We start from the raw sequence: 17,729 nt of genomic DNA on the forward strand, positions 1-17,729 counted from the left end.
TTTATTACTATTTCATAAAGTGTTATCCAATACTAATCAATATAATACACAAAAAAAAGGGAGTCGATTTCTCAACTCCCTTCTTCTATATAAGCTTTATGGTTTTAAGCTGGCTTCTTAGCAGAATCGGCCTCGTTAGCAATTTCTCTTTTCATCAAATCCACCACAATTGGAGTCGCAATGTAAATAGAAGAATAAGTACCTACCAATACACCAATGAAGAGTGCAAAAGAGAATCCTCTCAATACTTCACCACCGAAGATAAGTAACACCAATACTACGATCAAAGTAGTAAATGAAGTAATCAATGTTCTGCCCATCGTTTGGTTGATGGCGTCATTGAACATTTTCACCAATTTAGAAGTACCTCTATTTTCGATATTTTCTCTGATTCTATCAAATACAATCACAGTATCATTGATCGAGTAACCTACTACAGTTAGCATCGCTGCAATAAATACCTGATCGATCTCAAATGTAGCTCCCAGTGCACTAGCAATAGCGAATGCAGCAATTACAAAGAACACATCGTGAACCAATGCAATGATGGAACCTAGAGAGAACTGCCACTTACGGAATCTCAACAAGATGTACAAGAAGATAGCTACTAACGCGAAGAACATCGCCTCTCCAGAAGAAGCTTTGATGTCGTCTGCCACTGTAGCTCCTACTTTAGAAGAACCCGTGATAGCAAATTGACCATCTTGAAGGTTCAAAGCATCATCTGCCAAAGTTAATCCAGTTACAGTAGCGATACCTTCTTTTACTTTTTGCTCTACCTCTGCATTAGAAGCATCATCATCTTCATTGATCAAATAGGAAGTAGTCACTTTCAAGATGTTGTTTCCACCAAAAGTTTTTACTTCTACAGAACCATCAAACTCACCATCCAAACCAACTTTTAATTCTGATGTAGCAATTGGTTCGTTGAATTCGACGATATAGGATCTACCACCGGTGAAATCCACACCAAATTTCAATCCACTGATTAATGCAACTGCCAAACCAACAACGATAAATCCTGTAGAGAATATATATGCAACTTTACGCTTACTCAAGAAGTCGATATTCAAGTCACTCAATACATTTTTGGCAAAAGGAGTTGCGAAAGAAATGGAACTCTTATCTCCACCTTTTTTGCTCATCCAGTACACAATCACTCTTGTGATAAATACAGCTGAGAAAAATGAAGATGCAATACCAATCATCAATACAATAGCAAAACCTTTCACTGGACCTTGACCCAAAGCATAAAGAATCGCTCCAGTTAAGAATGTCGTTACGTTTGAATCCAAAATAGCAGAGAATGCTTTGTTGTAACCTTCGTTGATTGCTACCAATAAGCCGGAACCATTTCGGAGTTCTTCCTTGATCCTCTCGAAGATCAAAACGTTAGCATCTATCGACATACCAATAGTCAATACAATACCTGCGATACCTGGCAAGGTCAATGCAGCACCAAGCTGTGCCAAAATACCCAAGATAAAGAAGATGTTAAATACCAATGCTGCGATAGCAACAAAACCACCTTTTGCATAGTATGCAACCATGAACAATACAACCAATACCAAACCTGCAATCATTGAAATCACACCTTGATTGCTGGCTTCCTTACCCAAAGTAGGACCAACAAATGCTTCTTCTACGATTTTTGTTGGTGCAGGTAAGCTACCTGATTTTAGAATGTTAGCTAAATCTTTTGCTTCGTCCAAAGTGAAATCACCCGTGATTTGAGATTGACCACTTGGAATCTCTCCTTGAATTGTTGGAGCTGTATAAACATAATCGTCTAGGACAACAGCTATTCTTTTTCCGATATTCTCAGCAGTCAGTTTTCTCCATTTTCTAGCACCATCAGCATTCATTTGCATGCTCACAGCTGGTCTTGAAGACTGATCAAGCTCTTGTCTTGCGTCAGTGATGACATCACCTTCCAAAAGCGCTTGGTCCGAGTTTCTAGTCATTTTGATTCCATAAAGCTCTAACAACTCCATTCCGTCAGCTGCCTGTGGCTTCACTGCCCAAAGGAATTTTATATCTCTTGGCAATACAGATTTTACATCTTCTCTCGCGAAGATTCTATTGATTGTTACTGTATCTCTGATTTCATAGATCAAACCATAATTGGCTTTTGTCAATGCGAAAATTGGAGAGATTTCAGATGAAAAATCAGAAGTGCTGTCCCCATCTGCCAATTGCTGCTCAAGAGAAGAAGCTTCTTCTTCAGCTGATTCAGTTTCTGTATCAGTAGTTGCGTCTGCAGCCGTTGGAGATTTGCTTGCTTTAGCTTCTGCTACTAAAAGTGCATTTGCAGCTTCTAGCTCACTTGAATAATCATTGATTTCTGCAACTTCCCAGAACTGTAGCTTGGCAACTCCTTGAAGTAAATTTCTAACTCTTTCTTGGTTGTCTACTCCTGGCAATTCGATTTGAATTCTACCAGAACCTTGGATTCTCTGAATGTTTGGCTGAGAAGTACCGAATCTATCAACACGTGTTCTCAAGATATTGAATGATCTTTCGATGGCATTTTCAATCTCAAGATCGATAATACCTAAAATATCAGCATCAGTTGATTCCAAAGAAATTCTACCTCTGTTTGCTGCGGTAGCAAATACTGTGTTTAGATTTTTGCCTCCTGCTTTAGACTGCCAAGAACTGTAAAAAAGATCTACAAATTTCTCGTTGGTAGTTTTTGCAGCTTCTGTAGCTTCTTCCAATGCAGCATTGAACATCGGGTCTTTGCTGTTTCCAGAAAGTCCTTTGACAATTTCTACAGGAGAAACTTCAAGGGTAACGTGCATTCCACCCTGCAAATCAAGACCCAAACCAAGTTCGGTTTCTTTGATTTCTTTGTAAGTGAAATCCGCTCCTAAGAAGTTGTAAACTGGCTCCCTATAAATAGAGTCCAAATAAGATTGTTTTTTTCCGAAGTCAACATTTCCGACTTCATCAGTAGCATACTCTACAGCTTTCTGCTGAATATTGCTCGATACAAATGTGAATGACAAGTAGTACAGACAAAGCGCTGTAACGATTACTGTCAAAAACACAATAACACCTTTGTTACGCATAGTAATTGTATAATTATAGATTGATTTTTAAAATGAATAGAGAAAGTAGAACATCTTAAAATGGATGTTCAAAAATTGAAGGGAAGAAGGTTGTTCAGGGAGCATTGGTCGAAATGATCCTTTCAAAAAGTATTTCCCTGAATTCTAAATCGATGATCGCTTGACTTAGCGCTAAAGAAGCTGAAGGAGCTTCAAAATTTATAATTTCATAAATGATGTAATATACCTGACTACCTAAAGTGGTCACGAATGGGACAACCGCGTCAACTGCTACATCTAAAAAAGTCTGATTTTTCTGAGTACCTTCTTTCTCCGAAGAAGTCTCTTGTTTTTCTGTATTGTCATCCTGCGAAAGGTTCGGGAAATATTCCATGCCAGAGACAAGCATGCAAAAAAACATCACCATTACGAGTGTGATGCGTTGCTTGAATAGGTTGATATTTTCTTTTTCTACTTTCACGGGCTGCAAATATATAAATAATTGAAAACTTCCATAGCGAATTGTCCCAAAACTTGATTTTTGTATTGAAAATCAGTAGGTTAAATCTTTGCTCGTAGGTAAGTTTTGATCACATCGAGCGCTTTATCGAAATTTCTGTTATTGGGTACAATCAGATCAGCATCATGTTTAAATGGCTCAATGTATTTTTCGTAAGTCGGCATCACGTGACTTTCGTACCTGTAAAGCACATCATCTAAATCATAACCTCGCTCTACTTTGTCTCTGACAATTCTTCTTTTGAGTTTGATGTACTCTTTGGCATCTATAAAAACTTTGAGATCCAGCAGGTTTGCTAATTCTGGATAGTAAAGCACAAAAATACCTTCTACCACTACCACGGGAGAAGGTACAAATTCTAGGATTTTTGGTTTTTTGTTTGGATTATTAAAAGTGTACTCTTGTCTATAAACAGTCTCTCCTGCTTGAATTTTCTTGATATCTAGCGCGTATTGTTCGAAATCAATAGAGCTTGGCATGTCGAAATTATGTACTCCTTTATCATCAATAGGTTGCTGATGTCTAGGTTTGTAATAATTGTCTTGTGAGATTAAACAAACTTGGTTTGGTTCAAAGGAGTTAAGTAGTTTGTCTAAGAAAAGGGTTTTTCCGGAGGCGCTTCCACCTGTGATTCCGACAATGTAAGGCTTGCTCATGGAGGACAAAATTAGGGATTTATTTCAAAAACTGCACAAGTGCCTTTACAGCTTTTCCCCGGTGACTGATTTCGTTCTTTTCTTCCATAGTCAATTCAGCAAATGATTTGTGAAATCCTGAAGGTTTAAAGATCGGATCATATCCGAATCCACCTGTGCCCGTCCGTTTATCTAGTATCTCGCCTGCTGCAACTCCTTCGAAGGAATGTTCCTCTCCGTTTAAAATTAGCGCAATGACAGTTCTGAATTTTGCCTGACGATTGGTCTTTCCATCAAGATTTTTTAAAAGAAGATCAATATTTCTTTCATCACTTCTTGGCTCTCCTGAATATCTTCCTGAGTAAACACCTGGTTCTCCGTTCAAAGCATCAACTTCTAATCCCGTATCATCAGCAAAACAGTCTACACCATAATGATCTTTGACGTAGCGGGCTTTTTGAAACGCATTGTGGTCTAGCGTATTTCCTGTCTCAGGCAATTCTTCATGACAGCCGATCTCTTCCAGTGAAACTATTGTAAAATCATTCCCAAGAGCAGCTTTTACCTCCTCGATTTTCTTCTTGTTATTTGTAGCAAAGCAAATTTTCATCCTGTAAAAATAGATGATTTTTTATTGAGTTTAAAGGTTACAAAATTGTAATGTTTTATAGTTGGGGCTTAGCGTGAGTGTATTCACCTGATCCCCCAATCCCTCAATCAACCAGTAACCAAACCCACATTCCCAAATAAATATCTCCATCCCAAAACCTTCCAACTTCCTCAACTTTTCCAACTTTACAACTCCTTTTCCCTAACTTTGGGCAAAATATTAATAGAATGAAAAAGGTAACAGTTTATTGTGGTTCAAATAAGGGGAGGAATCCGATGTATGTCACTGCTGCGCAATCCTTGGCAACTGAGATGATTAGAAGAGATATGGCTCTAGTTTATGGAGCTGGAAATGTAGGGTTGATGGGAGTGATAGCCGATAAAATGCTGGAAGCAGGGAAGGAAGTCTATGGGATTATTCCTCAGAAGTTGGTTGATATTGAAGTAGCTCATATTGGCTGCACGGAATTGACAGTAGTAGAGACGATGCGTGACCGAAAGTGGCTGATGGCTGAGAGAGGTGATGGTTTTGTGGCTATGCCAGGCGGAATCGGTACTTTTGAAGAGTTATTTGAGATCATGACGCTCAATCAATTAGGATATATTAGAAAGCCGCTTGCACTTTATAATGTGAATGGATACTATGATAAATTAATTGATTTTTTGAAGTTCAGTTGTGAGGAAGGATTCCTGCATCAGGCACAGTTAGATTTGCTGATTATCTCTGCTGATCCAGTGGAGTTATTAGATAAAATGGCTGCATTTCAACCTAAGTTTATCGAAAAATGGGAAGTCAAATAGACATCCCAAACACTTCCCTAAATGCTTATCCGAATGCTGAAATAAAAGTTGTTCATTCAGATAATCTGGAAGAATTTCTCCTCTAAACGCAAATTTTATATTAAATCAGCGATCGTAATCGCAAAATTTATATGAATTTTGCGATTACATTGTTTTTTCAAGGATTGAAATCAGCTTCTCTAAATAAACTTGATCAGTTTCATCAAAGTCAGCAAGCTTGTCTGAATCAATATCCAAAACACCAGCTACTTCACCATTTGAAGAAAAAGGAAGGACGATTTCTGATTTGGAAGCAGAACTACAAGCGATATGTCCTGGAAATGCGTCGACATCTGGCACGAGCTGTGTCTTGTTTTCTTTCCACGCAGTACCACAAACACCTTTTCCTAGATTGATTCGTGTACAGGCGATAGGTCCTTGGAATGGCCCCAAGACCAATTGATTGTCTTTGACGAGATAGAATCCTACCCAAAAGAATCCAAAAGATTCCTTGAGCACCGCCGAGATATTTGCCAGATTAGCGATTAGATCCTTTTCTCCACTGATCAATGCTTCAATTTGAGGAAGAATAGCCCCATATTTTTCTTCTTTGGAAGCTTCTGTTGGTATAAATAGTGATTCTGCCATGTCTTATATTCTGTTTTTTTATTTGCTCCAAACTTTCAATTCATCTCCGAAAACTTCTGATTTGTGGATCATTTTCCCTTGGACTTGTGGAGCAGCAATTCCTTTTCCGAAATTGATTTGTCCTGTAAACACGCGGGCTTCATCCCAAAGTTCAGCGTCTATTAATTTTTGGAGTAAAAATGTGCCTCCCTCCACGAGTATGCTTTGAATCTTGCGCTGGTAGAGAACCCGGAATATTTCCCCCAGAGCAAAATCAGGGTCTAATTTGATGTATTCTATGTTTTCGGACTTTTCGTCTTTAACCAAATTAAAACAAATGGTACTTTGACTTTGATCAAAAACGGAAAGTTCTTGACTGAGCTGCAACATTCGATCAATGACTATTCGGGTGGGGTTTTTTCCATCCCAATCCCTTACATCAAGTTTTGGGTTGTCATATCTCGCTGTATTTGTTCCTACCATAATACCATCCTCCTCAGCTCTCCATCGGTGTACCAACTGCCTGCTGTATTGATTGCTGATCCATTTGGAATCGTAATTTTCTCTTGCAACAAAACCATCCTGAGTCTGGGCCCATTTCAAAATAATGTAGGGTCTTTGTTTTTCGATGTAGGTAAAAAATCTTCGATTTTGATAGCGGACTTCTGCTTCTAGAATTCCTGAAATCACCATGACTCCTGCATTTCTGAGGATTTCCATCCCTTTTCCGCCAACAAGAGGGTTAGTGTCTACTGCTCCAATGACAACCTCCTTTACTCCTTTATCGACCAACAAATTGGCACAAGGAGGAGTTTTCCCAAAGTGTGCACAAGGTTCCAAGGTCACATAAACGGTGGCTTCTTGAAGGACACTTTGATCATTTACTTGCGAAATCGCATTGGGTTCGGCATGGGGCCCACCATAATATTCATGATAGCCTTCAGCGATGACTTGATCCTGATGGACGATTACACAGCCAACCATTGGATTGGGACTTGTATTTCCCATTCCTAATTCTGCGAGCTCGATAGCTCTTCGCATGAATTTGATGTGATTTTCCAAAACGGGATTTAATCTTCTTTTGGTCTTAAGGTTATATTACCTAATTGCGTAACGGTCTGTGGCTGAACAATCACCGTGGGGATTGTATCTGCTAAGAAATCATCATTTTTTGGGATGATGTAAATGGTGTATGTGCCTTCTAATCCTCTAAAAAGGAATTGGCCATTGGCCCTCACGTTTACTCCAGTTGTAATGGTGTCATTTTGTTGGATGGCATACAAAAACGCATCTTCTCTATTCGGCCTGATACTTCCAGATATTTCGCCAGTATTGACTTTGGTAAAGGCACTTAGTTGTGGGGTGAATTGATAACTTTCTAAAGGTCTTTCGGGAGCTTTTAAAGACCGAAGTAAATCAAAATCAATGTAAATGTCATGTGAAATTCCTGGTCTTAATTCAAAATTCATATCTATTGCTAAACCTGCTTTATTTTCTTCAGGAAGATCTAAATCGATTCTTAAACCATCTTTTCTTAAATATTTTTCATTCCCTAAGCGCAGGGTAATTTTAGATATGTTCCCCACATTGATCTCTCCTCTCCCAATCAATACTTCTTGTCCTGCAATCAGCTGGGCAATATCAACTAACTTGTCGCCTGCTTGATATGGAAAAAATATGGACTCGGGTCTTTCTTCCCTTCCCGGAGATACTATTTGAATATCAACTCCTAAAACCTCAACCCAAAGTGCTTCAATGTCTGCTGGTGCATCGACCAAGAATACGTTAAGCAGCGCACCTGTACGCTCTTCTGTGCCAGTGCAGGAAAATAGAACGAAAAGTAGAAAACTGAGAATTTGTATTTTTTTCACGACTTAAAATTAAAGAAAGATTGTGGATTGTACGAAATTCTGATAAAATAGGTCAAAAAAATAACCCGAGGATACTTCCACGGGTTATTTTCAAGCGTTCAATTACGATCATTCTCCGCCATCAGTTTCAGGCGCAAGTTCTAATTCAATCAGCTCTAGGGTTGTTACTTGACCTTTTACAGTTGGGATATTTCTTAGCGTATCAGCAAGATAAAGTTCATTTGGTAGGATTGAAAGTGTGTATTCGCCTTCAATCAAGCCTCTGATCATAAATGATCCATTTTCACTGGTAAAAGTACTTACTGAATCATCATTAATGATTGCAATTACTCTAACAGGAGCGGCTTCTATAGGAGTGATTACCCCTTCGATTGTTGCAGATTCCTCAGCAATAGCCCTTAATACTGGTTTCAATATATATTGACCTGAGTTGCCAGCTTTCACAATTGATCTTCCGGCATCAAAGTCGAGAACCAAATCATAAGAAATACCAGCCATCAAAGGTTTATCGATCTTGATTTTGAGTCCACTTTGTTGAGCACTAGGTGTTTTCAAATCAATTTTATCATCACCCTTCATTAGATAGTTGTTGTCACCTAAAATCAATCTGATTTGTGAGATTTCTCCAGCAGGAACTTCTACTTCACCAAGATTTGCAGCATTTCCACCTACTAATTCGAGTAGATTAATCATGTTGTCATCAGCGGCATCATTCCCAATATTGATCCAAGCAGATCCGTTATCTTCGTTTTCACCTTTAGGTAAAATCTGAACACCCAGTACTTCTACCCAAACAGCATCATAATCAGCAGGAGCATCGACTAAGAATACGTTTACTCTTGCATTACCTTCTGAAATTCCATTATCATCTTCCTGATTACAAGAAAAAGCGAAAATGGATAGTGCTGCTAGGAACAGCACATTAAAATTTTTAAAATAAGTTTTCATAATTATGTTGGTTAATTTAGTTTTCTAGATTGACATTTTTTCAATCAATGTGCCAATGTATTTTGTGATTATGAATTTTTGATGAAAGACAGTAGAGACTACTTGATTTTGTTGAATAGATTGTATTTTTGGCAATGATGAAATGGGAAAAGTTACTAACTGCTGGAAGGTTTGATCCGAAAAATATCAAGCAGCAGCCTGAAAATCAGTTTAGAAGTGAACCAGAGAGAGATTATGATCGAATCATTTTCTCAGCTCCTTTTAGAAATCTTCAAGACAAAACGCAGGTGTTTCCTCTTCCTGATCACGACTTTGTACACACCCGATTGACGCATAGTTTGGAAGTGTCATCAGTCGGCAGGACTTTGGGAAAAACAGCAGGGGAATTTCTCCTCAATAAATACCCACATTTAAAAGACTCGACGATTAGTGCAGCGGACATCGGGGCTATAGTGGCTGCTGCGGCACTAACTCACGATATTGGTAATCCTCCTTTTGGGCATGCAGGAGAAACAGCGATTTCAGATTTTTTCAAATTCCATCCCTACGGACAAGTTTGGCAGCGACACGTGACGGCTGAGCAATGGGCAGATCTTTGTAATTTTGAAGGGAATGCTCAAGGTTTTCGCATGCTAGTAGCTAAAAATAATGGATTGAAATTGTCCTATGCTACTTTAGCTGCTTTTACAAAATATCCTAGGCCAGCTCATATTTTTGAAAAAGAACGAAAACGAAGAAGTCAGAAAAAATTTGGGTATTATTCAGATCAAGCGGAAGATTATAGACATTTAGGAGAAATACTAGGTATAGAAAAAGCTGAGAATGGCTGTTATTTAAGACATCCACTAGCGTTTTTGGTAGAGGCTGCTGATGATATTTGCTATAGTATTATAGATTTGGAGGATGGCTGTACATTGGGTCTAGTTACTTTAGAGCAAACAATCGAGTTGCTAGCTTCCATTTTAAAAGAAAGATTTGATGCCGGGAAGTTAGAGACTTACCAAACACAAACTCAAAAATTAGCAATTCTGAGAGCAATGGCAATCAATCAATTGATCCAAGAAACTGTACTAGCTTTTGAGGAAAATGAAGAAGCCATGCTCAAAGGAGAATTCGATCAGGCCTTAACCGAGATCATTCCTTCAGCCCAAGCATTGGAGATTATATCCGATTTGTCTGTCAAAAAAATATACAGATCCAAACCTGTTCTTGAGAAAGAGGCTGCAGGTTTCCAAGTTTTAGAAGGACTTCTTGAGGTTTTTTCCAAGGCTTTGAATCATAAATTCTATCAAACAGATCTGTATTCTGGCCAAGATAAAAGTATTCTAAGATTGCTTCCTGAAGACTTTCCTTTGGATGGTTGGGAGACCAATGTAAATCCGTACCCGATGCTCCGTGTTTTGATGGACTTTATCTCTGGAATGACCGATAAATATGCACTTAATTTATACAGAAGAGTAAAAGGGATAGCATTACCTGGGGCTTGATTTTAAGCATAAGTTCATTATTGCTAATCTAGTTAGCAATTTTATATAGTTATTGCTAAATGATTTAGCAAAAAGAATAGGGTAATCAATATGGTAACAACAACATTAAATAAATCCCGAATCATTTTAAAGGTATTTTTGTAATTAATATTCTAGAAGGTTTCCTGATTGTCGTCGAGATTATCAAATTTATTAATCTACAGAATTCTATTTTTTGCTTTGTTAAATGATTTAGCCTAGCATATTAGGATCTTAAAAACTAATTAGTTAATTTAGACTAAACTCTATTTATATGAAATATTCTTTCCTTTTGTTATTAGGCTTTTTTATTTGGTCATGTGGATCTAATGATCAAAAATCAAGCTCAGAATCCTCTTTTTCCATTGTCGTAAGTCAAGATACATTACTGGTAAATACCGGTGAAGAAATAGTAATGGCAGGTTCCAACATGTGGCTCTCAGTACTAAGTGAGGATAAAAAAATGCTCTATAATCTTGATAGAAAATCTTTGAATCTGGAAATCTTTGATTTGGAAGAGCTGAAGCTAGTCAAAAAGGCACAATTCAATAATGATGGTCCAAATGCACTGTCAGCTTATGTAATCAGTATGCGGAATTGGTCAGATGGAAATCTGTTTTTACATGGATTTGATAAAAGTGGAGTGTATGATTTTGAAGGAAATTTAATTGAAAAATTGAGTTTTCATCCAGTCGATTATGCAGATAGCAATCCGGATACTGATTTCTCTTTCAAAAGCGAATATGTGTTTTTGAATGATAGTACGGTAATTATTGGTTTGATGAGCATGTTTGAAAATATTCCTTCAATTGCAAAACTACATCTGAAACAGCAAAAAATGGAGTTGATCGACTTCCCCTATGCGGAAAGATTGGATAAATTCTCTGTTGTTTTGGATGGCGATATTATGATGGCTTCTATAGGAAGCGTGTATAAGCAGAAGCATGGTGATAAAGTTCTTATCCACTCTAATTACTTTAATGATTGTCTGGTTTTTGATCCTGAAACACAAGCATACGAGCAGATTGAATATGAAAGTCAACTTACTTCAAATCAAAAAGAAGGAGGCCACCAGCAAAAAGTGAGTACTAGGGAAGAGTTCAGTGAGCAACAAAAAATATTGAGAAAACAAATTGAATTTGGTCGATGGGCTTGGGATGATAGCAATCAAAATTTTTATAGACTATCATACTATGATACTTCAAGCTTCGATAATCCTGAAAGTATACAAACGAGAGTTTTTTTAACGGTTTTTGATTCAAATCTTAAAATGCTAGCCGAAAAGGAATTGGAGGACTACAGAAAAAGACCTGGGTCCTACTTCGCCAAAGATGGAAGCCTGTGGATTCATGAAAATGTAGATGACGATTTGGGCTTTGTTAGGTTGAAAATAGAGAGGGAAAGTTAAAGCTGATACATTGAATCGCGCGATTTAAATATCCCAAATCGGGATTTAATGTTTAATTTTGTATTTTTACAGCATAGTTATGAGAATAATTGCATTTAGAACCCTGAGAGAATTTTTTGAAAAACCAGAATATTCTGATTCAGAAGTCTCTTTGAGAGCTTGGTATCATGATGCTAAATCAGCTGAATGGAGAAATTCAAATGAATTGAAAATGCATCACAAAAATGCAAGCATTGTAGGAGAGGGAAGAGTGGTTTTCAATATAAAAGGCAATGACTACAGACTTGTAGTTGCAATTGATTATGAATTTCAAGTGATTTTCATAAGATTCATTGGTACTCACAAGCAGTATGATAAAATAGACGTTAAGACAATTTGACTATGAATATTCGACCAATTAAAACTGAACAGGATTATTATACTGCTCTTAGCAGAATAGAGGAGTTGTGGGGAGCAAAAAAGGATAGTCTTGAAGGAGATGAGTTAGATTTGTTAGTCACTTTAGTTGAGTCATACGAGATGAAACATTATCCTATTGCACCTCCAGATCCCATTGATGCAATAAAGTTCCGAATGGAGCAAATGGGTATGACTGCAAGCGATATGGTGAAATATCTTGGCAGTCAAAGTCGTGTAAGTGAAATTCTGAATGGGAAGCGGAAACTTACTTTAGGAATGATTAAATCGCTTTATAAAGGTTTGAAAATACCAGCTGATATTTTGCTAAATGAAGGGTAAATCGGTCAATAATTAAATTACAACCCAAACTGTTTCAAATGATGATCCAAATGCTTCCAGACGAATTTGCCCCAGTAAGTATGATTTAGCTTTCCAAATACTGGATGAGGCCCTTCCAGTTTATGATCCAAATCTCTGAATTTATTCAAAAGATGAAAGAATTTTGATTTTTCTTCTTCGAAAGTTTTTTCATCTACTTTTCCCTTCACATCAAATCTTTTGGCACCTCTAGCACCTTTTGGGAAATCTTTTTTGACATGGAAAAAAATAAATTTATAGAATCGCTGCTTCATGCTGGGAGTTTGGGTTGCTTTTGGTGAAGCTAGGATCGCTGCATTGGCTAGGTTACAATGAACAAGCATCTCAGTAGGGTTCATCGAGCCCCAAAGTGGTATTTGATCTGCTTGCAAGCCTTTCATTCGAGTTGAAATTTCTTCAATTGCTCCTTTTGAATAAATTGATTTTCCCATAATTGCTGTGCTTTACTGCCATAATTTAAAGCTTTTATACTTACTAGGAATCATTTTGGAAATATTAATCTGCACCAAAATCGAATTCTAAGATTATTTATCCCTAATCCTACAAAATATCTTAACTTTGCGCCTGCATTCCATTTTTGGAATGCCCGCATATCCAAAGGGATATGCTTTCCTTTTTTATAAAAGGAGAAGAATTTGAGAAGGGTGTTTTCTTCAATAAGCATTGAATTTAGCACCTTTTTGAGTATCAAAAAATCATTCAAGACTAAGAGGAGAGTGGTTTTCAAAAAAAACATCAAGGAATACTGTGAAAAAATATCAGGAGTTTAAGCAAGTAGATTATCCCAATATCGGGGAGAGCGTACTTCAGTACTGGAAAGAAAATGACATTTTTAACAAATCTGTAGTCAATAGAGAAGGGGCAGAGACTTTTACATTTTTTGAAGGACCACCTTCAGCCAATGGTACACCGGGCATTCACCATGTGATGGCGCGGACGCTCAAAGATATTTTCTGTAGATACAAGACACTTAAAGGCTTTCAGGTAAAAAGAAAAGGCGGTTGGGATACCCATGGTCTTCCTGTTGAACTTCAGGTAGAAAAGGAACTCGGGATTACCAAAGAAGATATCGGGAAGAAAATCACCGTAGAGGAATACAATCGCAAATGCCGTGAAACAGTCATGAGATTCAAGGATGAATGGGATGATTTGACAGAAAAAATCGGCTATTGGGTTGATTTGGATGATCCTTATATCACTTTCGATGCGAAATATATAGAGACACTTTGGCATTTGTTGAAGAGACTCTATGACAAAGATTTACTTTACAAAGGGTATACTATCCAGCCTTACTCTCCAGCCGCAGGTACAGGTCTGAGTTCACACGAACTCAATCAACCGGGCTGCTACAGAGATGTGAAGGACACTTCCATCACCGCACAGTTTAAGCTTAAAGGAGAAGAGAATACTTATATTTTAGCATGGACTACCACTCCTTGGACTTTGCCTTCTAACTCCGCTTTGGCAATTGGAGAAAAATTGGATTACGTGAAAGTGAGGACTTTCAATCCCTATACTTTTGAGCCACAACAAGTGATTTTAGCAAAAGCTAGAATTGGTTCTTACTTCAATGCAAAAGCACAAGATTTAGCTATAGCTGATTATACAGCAGGGGATAAATTGATTCCTTATGAAGTTGTAGCGGAAATGAAAGGAGCTGATTTGCTTGGATTGGAATATGAACAAATTTTTCCAATAGCTGATTTGACACTTCCAAATCCAGCGTTTACTGTCATTTCTGGGGATTATGTGACTACTGAAGATGGTACAGGAATCGTTCACCTTGCAAAGGCATTTGGTGCAGACGATTTTAGAACTTTGGTTCAAAATAATATTCCAGGAGTATTTGTTCAGGACGAAAAAGGGAATGAAATCCCTGTAGTCGATAAGCAAGGTAAATTCTTGCCAGTCGTAGGGAAATACCTCGCAGCCAAAATGAAAGAGCATGGAATCACAGCTCATAAAGAGTTTGGTGAAGATGATTTCTTTGTAAAAAATTACACCAATGATGATGAAGAGAGCAAAGATTTCAAGAATACAGATATCATCATCACCATTATTTTAAAGAATGAAAACAAGGCCTTCAAGGTCGAAAAATACGAACACAGCTATCCACATTGCTGGAGAACTGACAAGCCTATCCTCTATTATCCATTAGAAAGCTGGTTTATCAAAACTACCGCTTACAAAGATAGAATGGTGGAATTGAACAAAACGATCAACTGGAAGCCTGAGGCAACTGGAATCGGTCGTTTTGGGAATTGGTTAGAGAATTTGGTGGATTGGAATTTGAGTAGATCCAGATTCTGGGGTACTCCACTTCCAATTTGGAGAACAAAAGATGGGTCTGAAGAAATCTGTATCGGATCTATTGATGAGCTGAAATCAGAAATCAAGAAATCCATTGAAGCTGGATTGATGGAATCTTCTCCAATCAATGAAGAAGAAATTGATTTGCATAGACCTTATGTAGATGATGTGATTTTGGTTTCTCAAAAGGGAGAAGCCATGTATCGTGAGCCAGACTTAATCGACGTTTGGTTTGATTCGGGAGCGATGCCTTACGCACAATGGCATTATCCATTTGAGAACGAGGAGATTTTCAATGCAAATTATCCAGCAGATTACATTGCAGAAGGTGTGGATCAGACCAGAGGTTGGTTCTTTACACTACATGCCTTGTCTGTCATGTTATTCGATTCAGTATCTTTCAAAAATGTCATTGCAAATGGTTTAGTATTGGATAAAAATGGCAACAAAATGTCTAAGAGATTGGGCAATGCTGTGGATCCATTCAAAACCTTGAAAGAATATGGGCCTGATGCCTTGCGTTGGTATATGCTTAGCAATGCCAATCCTTGGGATAATTTGAAGTTTAGCTTGGAAGGTGTGGCAGAAGTACAAAGAAGATTCTTTGGAACGCTACAGAATACCTATAACTTCTTCGCACTTTATGCGAATTTGGATCATTTTGTCTATGACAAAAACAAGAGCATACCTGTTGCACAAAGAGCAGAATTGGATCAGTGGATTATTTCAAAACTTCAATCTTTAATAGCAGAAGTAGAGAATTCCATGGACAACTATGATGCGACTAAAGCGACGAGAGCGATTATGAATTTCACAGTCGATCAGTTGTCTAACTGGTATGTGAGATTGGCAAGAAAGAGGTTCTGGAGAGGAGATTTAAACACTGATAAGCAAGCCGCTTACGAGACTTTGTATGAATGCTTGATGTCACTGAGTCAGTTGATGTCTTCTTTTGCACCGTTCTATTCAGATTGGATGTATAAGAATCTGACAGAGGCTACAGCAAATCCAATGGAGTCGATTCACTTGACTGATTGGAACAATGTTGACGAATCCTTGATCAATAAGGATTTGGAAGAAAGCATGGATTTAGCTCAAAGAGTTTCGTCTTTGGTGCATTCCCTAAGAAAAAATCCTAAGATTGGGATTAAGGTAAGACAGCCTTTGCAGCGAATTTTGATTCCTGTATTGAATGATAAGACAAGAGTTCAGATTCAGCATGTAGAAGAATTGATCATGTCTGAAGTCAATATCAAGGCCATTGAATATATAGATGATGCTTCGGACGTTTTGGTGAAGAGTGTGAAACCTAATCTGCCTGTTTTGGGTAAGAAGTTAGGACCTAAGATGCGATTTGTCGTAGCAGCGATCAATTCTTGGGGGAAAGAGCAGATTTCTGAAATCGAGAAAAACGGTAAAATCAATGTTGACGTCGATGGAGAATCCCTAGAATTGTTGTTGGAAGAGGTATTGATCAGTTCTCAGGATATCCCTGGATGGTCAGTAGCTTCTGATCAGGGATTGACAGTTGCACTTGATGTGACCTTGACTGAAGAATTGAAGCAGGAAGGGATTGCGAGAGACTTGGTGAATAGAATCCAAAATCTAAGGAAGGATATGGGACTTGAAGTACAAGATAAAATCCATATTCAGATTGCAAAGCATGATGATTTGGTAAATGCATCATTTGAGAATTTTGGTGGATATATCAAGACCGAAACACAAGCTGTAAACTTGGAAATAGTAGAGTCTGTTACCGAATCCATCACTTTGGATATGGATGATTTTGAGTTGTCTGTAAAAATCTCAAAAGCTAACTAAGAAAAATATCAGCTGCGAAAAGGGTCAATATCAAAAAAAATCCTTAAATCTGTGGCTTTAATAGGAATACATGAAGTATCTAAAATATTTTGGAATTGCGTTGGCAGTGATTATCCTTGATCAGGTGGTCAAGTTACTGGTTCATTATCAAATGGATTTTGGCACTCCTGGTCAGATAAAGATTTTCGGAGACTGGTTCAAGTTGCATTACACGACCAATCCAGGTATGGCCTTCGGAATGCAGTTGGGATCTGAATACGGAAAACTGATACTTACTAGTTTTCGATTGGTTGCCATGTTTGGGATAGGGTACTACCTTTATTACATCATTGAAAAAAAGATGCATGTTGGTTACATTATCTGTATCGCAATGATTTTGGGTGGAGCAATAGGGAATTTGATTGATTCTGTTTTTTACGGTGTCTTTTTGAACAATGCCCCTTACAATGCTGTAACTCCTTGGTTTCATGGACAGGTTGTGGATATGTTTTATATTGATATTTGGGAAGGGTATATTCCTGAATGGGTGCCTCTCTGGGGTGGAAGCTACACTGCATTGTGGCCAATTTTCAATATAGCAGATGCATCGATCTTTGCTGGGGTAGCTATCATCTTGGTTTTCCAAAGCAGATTCTTCAAAGAGGAAGATCCTGAAGCAGAAGACGAAATTCAAAAACAATTTATTGAAGAAAATAAAGAGTAGTTTCTTCAACCAAAAAGCCCTCAGAGTCATGCTTTGAGGGCTTTTTTTTGTTTACAATATGGTCTTCAATTTATTTCCCTTTGAAAAAGTGGAATGGTTTACATTTTTTCGTATGAAAAAGTGTGTTCTGATACATTTATTCCCTAGGAAAAAGTGTATTTT

At 37.7% G+C, this 17,729-nt stretch carries 16 protein-coding genes; 7 read left to right on the forward strand and 9 right to left on the reverse strand.

The window, feature by feature from the left end:
• Positions 1 to 104: 104 nt before the first annotated feature.
• From secDF to IEV57_RS10110, 4 genes are all read right to left on the reverse strand, one after another.
• Positions 105 to 3,074, reverse strand: coding sequence for a protein translocase subunit SecDF (secDF, locus tag IEV57_RS10095; protein WP_188442345.1), 2,970 nt, complete (start codon positions 3,072 to 3,074; stop codon positions 105 to 107).
• A gap of 94 nt (positions 3,075 to 3,168) precedes the next feature.
• Positions 3,169 to 3,534, reverse strand: a complete 366-nt coding sequence (locus IEV57_RS10100; protein ID WP_188442347.1) for a hypothetical protein — start codon at positions 3,532 to 3,534, stop codon at positions 3,169 to 3,171.
• 80 nt (positions 3,535 to 3,614) lie between these two features.
• A complete protein-coding gene (udk, locus tag IEV57_RS10105; protein ID WP_188442349.1) occupies positions 3,615 to 4,229 on the reverse strand; it encodes a uridine kinase in 615 nt (204 codons plus the stop codon).
• Between the two features lie 19 nt (positions 4,230 to 4,248).
• Positions 4,249 to 4,818 carry a non-canonical purine NTP diphosphatase gene (locus IEV57_RS10110; protein WP_188442351.1) on the reverse strand — a complete coding sequence of 190 codons (570 nt, stop codon included), beginning with the start codon at positions 4,816 to 4,818 and terminating at the stop codon, positions 4,249 to 4,251.
• A gap of 227 nt (positions 4,819 to 5,045) precedes the next feature.
• Between IEV57_RS10110 and IEV57_RS10115 the strand changes: the two genes are divergently transcribed.
• A complete protein-coding gene (locus IEV57_RS10115) occupies positions 5,046 to 5,618 on the forward strand; it encodes an LOG family protein (RefSeq protein ID WP_188442353.1) in 573 nt (190 codons plus the stop codon).
• 144 nt (positions 5,619 to 5,762) lie between these two features.
• Here IEV57_RS10115 and msrC read toward each other — a convergent pair whose 3' ends face one another.
• From msrC to IEV57_RS10135, 4 genes are all read right to left on the reverse strand, one after another.
• Positions 5,763 to 6,245 (reverse strand): free L-methionine (R)-S-oxide reductase MsrC, encoded by a 483-nt coding sequence (gene msrC, locus IEV57_RS10120; RefSeq protein WP_188442355.1) that lies wholly within the window; start codon positions 6,243 to 6,245, stop codon positions 5,763 to 5,765.
• 18 nt (positions 6,246 to 6,263) lie between these two features.
• Positions 6,264 to 7,286, reverse strand: coding sequence for a bifunctional diaminohydroxyphosphoribosylaminopyrimidine deaminase/5-amino-6-(5-phosphoribosylamino)uracil reductase RibD (ribD, locus tag IEV57_RS10125; protein ID WP_188442357.1), 1,023 nt, complete (start codon positions 7,284 to 7,286; stop codon positions 6,264 to 6,266).
• 8 nt (positions 7,287 to 7,294) lie between these two features.
• Entirely contained in the window at positions 7,295 to 8,095 is an 801-nt protein-coding gene (locus tag IEV57_RS10130; protein ID WP_188442360.1) for a DUF4382 domain-containing protein, read from the reverse strand.
• Positions 8,096 to 8,203: 108 nt separating this feature from the next.
• On the reverse strand, positions 8,204 to 9,043 hold the full coding sequence (locus tag IEV57_RS10135) for a DUF4382 domain-containing protein (RefSeq protein ID WP_188442361.1): 840 nt from the start codon (positions 9,041 to 9,043) through the stop codon (positions 8,204 to 8,206).
• 134 nt (positions 9,044 to 9,177) lie between these two features.
• On the opposite strand from IEV57_RS10135, the gene dgt reads away from it, so the two are divergent.
• The 4 genes from dgt to IEV57_RS10155 all read left to right on the forward strand — a co-directional run bounded on the left by dgt (position 9,178) and on the right by IEV57_RS10155 (position 12,694).
• A complete protein-coding gene (gene dgt, locus IEV57_RS10140; RefSeq protein ID WP_188442363.1) occupies positions 9,178 to 10,530 on the forward strand; it encodes a dGTP triphosphohydrolase in 1,353 nt (450 codons plus the stop codon).
• Positions 10,531 to 10,822: 292 nt separating this feature from the next.
• A complete protein-coding gene (locus IEV57_RS10145; RefSeq protein ID WP_188442365.1) occupies positions 10,823 to 11,956 on the forward strand; it encodes a DUF4221 family protein in 1,134 nt (377 codons plus the stop codon).
• Between the two features lie 79 nt (positions 11,957 to 12,035).
• Positions 12,036 to 12,335, forward strand: a complete 300-nt coding sequence (locus IEV57_RS10150; protein WP_188442367.1) for a type II toxin-antitoxin system HigB family toxin — start codon at positions 12,036 to 12,038, stop codon at positions 12,333 to 12,335.
• A 2-nt stretch (positions 12,336 to 12,337) separates the two neighbouring features.
• Positions 12,338 to 12,694, forward strand: coding sequence for a helix-turn-helix domain-containing protein (locus IEV57_RS10155; RefSeq protein ID WP_188442369.1), 357 nt, complete (start codon positions 12,338 to 12,340; stop codon positions 12,692 to 12,694).
• Between the two features lie 17 nt (positions 12,695 to 12,711).
• On the opposite strand, the gene IEV57_RS10160 is transcribed toward IEV57_RS10155, so the two are convergent.
• Positions 12,712 to 13,164: a DUF1569 domain-containing protein gene (locus IEV57_RS10160; protein WP_188442371.1), complete on the reverse strand. Its 453-nt coding sequence runs from the start codon at positions 13,162 to 13,164 to the stop codon at positions 12,712 to 12,714.
• Between the two features lie 316 nt (positions 13,165 to 13,480).
• On the opposite strand from IEV57_RS10160, the gene ileS reads away from it, so the two are divergent.
• A complete protein-coding gene (gene ileS / locus IEV57_RS10165; protein ID WP_188442373.1) occupies positions 13,481 to 16,864 on the forward strand; it encodes an isoleucine--tRNA ligase in 3,384 nt (1,127 codons plus the stop codon).
• Between the two features lie 70 nt (positions 16,865 to 16,934).
• On the forward strand, positions 16,935 to 17,567 hold the full coding sequence (locus IEV57_RS10170) for a lipoprotein signal peptidase (protein ID WP_188442375.1): 633 nt from the start codon (positions 16,935 to 16,937) through the stop codon (positions 17,565 to 17,567).
• The last annotated feature ends 162 nt before the right edge of the window (positions 17,568 to 17,729 follow it).

The sequence above is a fragment of the Belliella aquatica genome, assembly GCF_014637795.1.
In the GTDB taxonomy this organism is placed as follows: domain Bacteria; phylum Bacteroidota; class Bacteroidia; order Cytophagales; family Cyclobacteriaceae; genus Belliella; species Belliella aquatica.

Bases quoted from the DNA above. Each gene is read 5' to 3' on its own strand.
- dgt (WP_188442363.1), top strand. From the start codon at position 9,178: ATGATGAAATGGGAAAAGTTACTAACTGCTGGAAGGTTTGATCCGAAA.
- IEV57_RS10155 (WP_188442369.1), top strand. From the start codon at position 12,338: ATGAATATTCGACCAATTAAAACTGAACAGGATTATTATACTGCTCTT.
- IEV57_RS10115 (WP_188442353.1), top strand. From the start codon at position 5,046: ATGAAAAAGGTAACAGTTTATTGTGGTTCAAATAAGGGGAGGAATCCG.
- secDF (WP_188442345.1), bottom strand. From the start codon at position 3,074: ATGCGTAACAAAGGTGTTATTGTGTTTTTGACAGTAATCGTTACAGCG.
- IEV57_RS10145 (WP_188442365.1), top strand. From the start codon at position 10,823: ATGAAATATTCTTTCCTTTTGTTATTAGGCTTTTTTATTTGGTCATGT.
- IEV57_RS10170 (WP_188442375.1), top strand. From the start codon at position 16,935: ATGAAGTATCTAAAATATTTTGGAATTGCGTTGGCAGTGATTATCCTT.
- IEV57_RS10150 (WP_188442367.1), top strand. From the start codon at position 12,036: ATGAGAATAATTGCATTTAGAACCCTGAGAGAATTTTTTGAAAAACCA.
- IEV57_RS10160 (WP_188442371.1), bottom strand. From the start codon at position 13,164: ATGGGAAAATCAATTTATTCAAAAGGAGCAATTGAAGAAATTTCAACT.
- IEV57_RS10110 (WP_188442351.1), bottom strand. From the start codon at position 4,818: ATGAAAATTTGCTTTGCTACAAATAACAAGAAGAAAATCGAGGAGGTA.
- msrC (WP_188442355.1), bottom strand. From the start codon at position 6,245: ATGGCAGAATCACTATTTATACCAACAGAAGCTTCCAAAGAAGAAAAA.
- udk (WP_188442349.1), bottom strand. From the start codon at position 4,229: ATGAGCAAGCCTTACATTGTCGGAATCACAGGTGGAAGCGCCTCCGGA.
- IEV57_RS10135 (WP_188442361.1), bottom strand. From the start codon at position 9,043: ATGAAAACTTATTTTAAAAATTTTAATGTGCTGTTCCTAGCAGCACTA.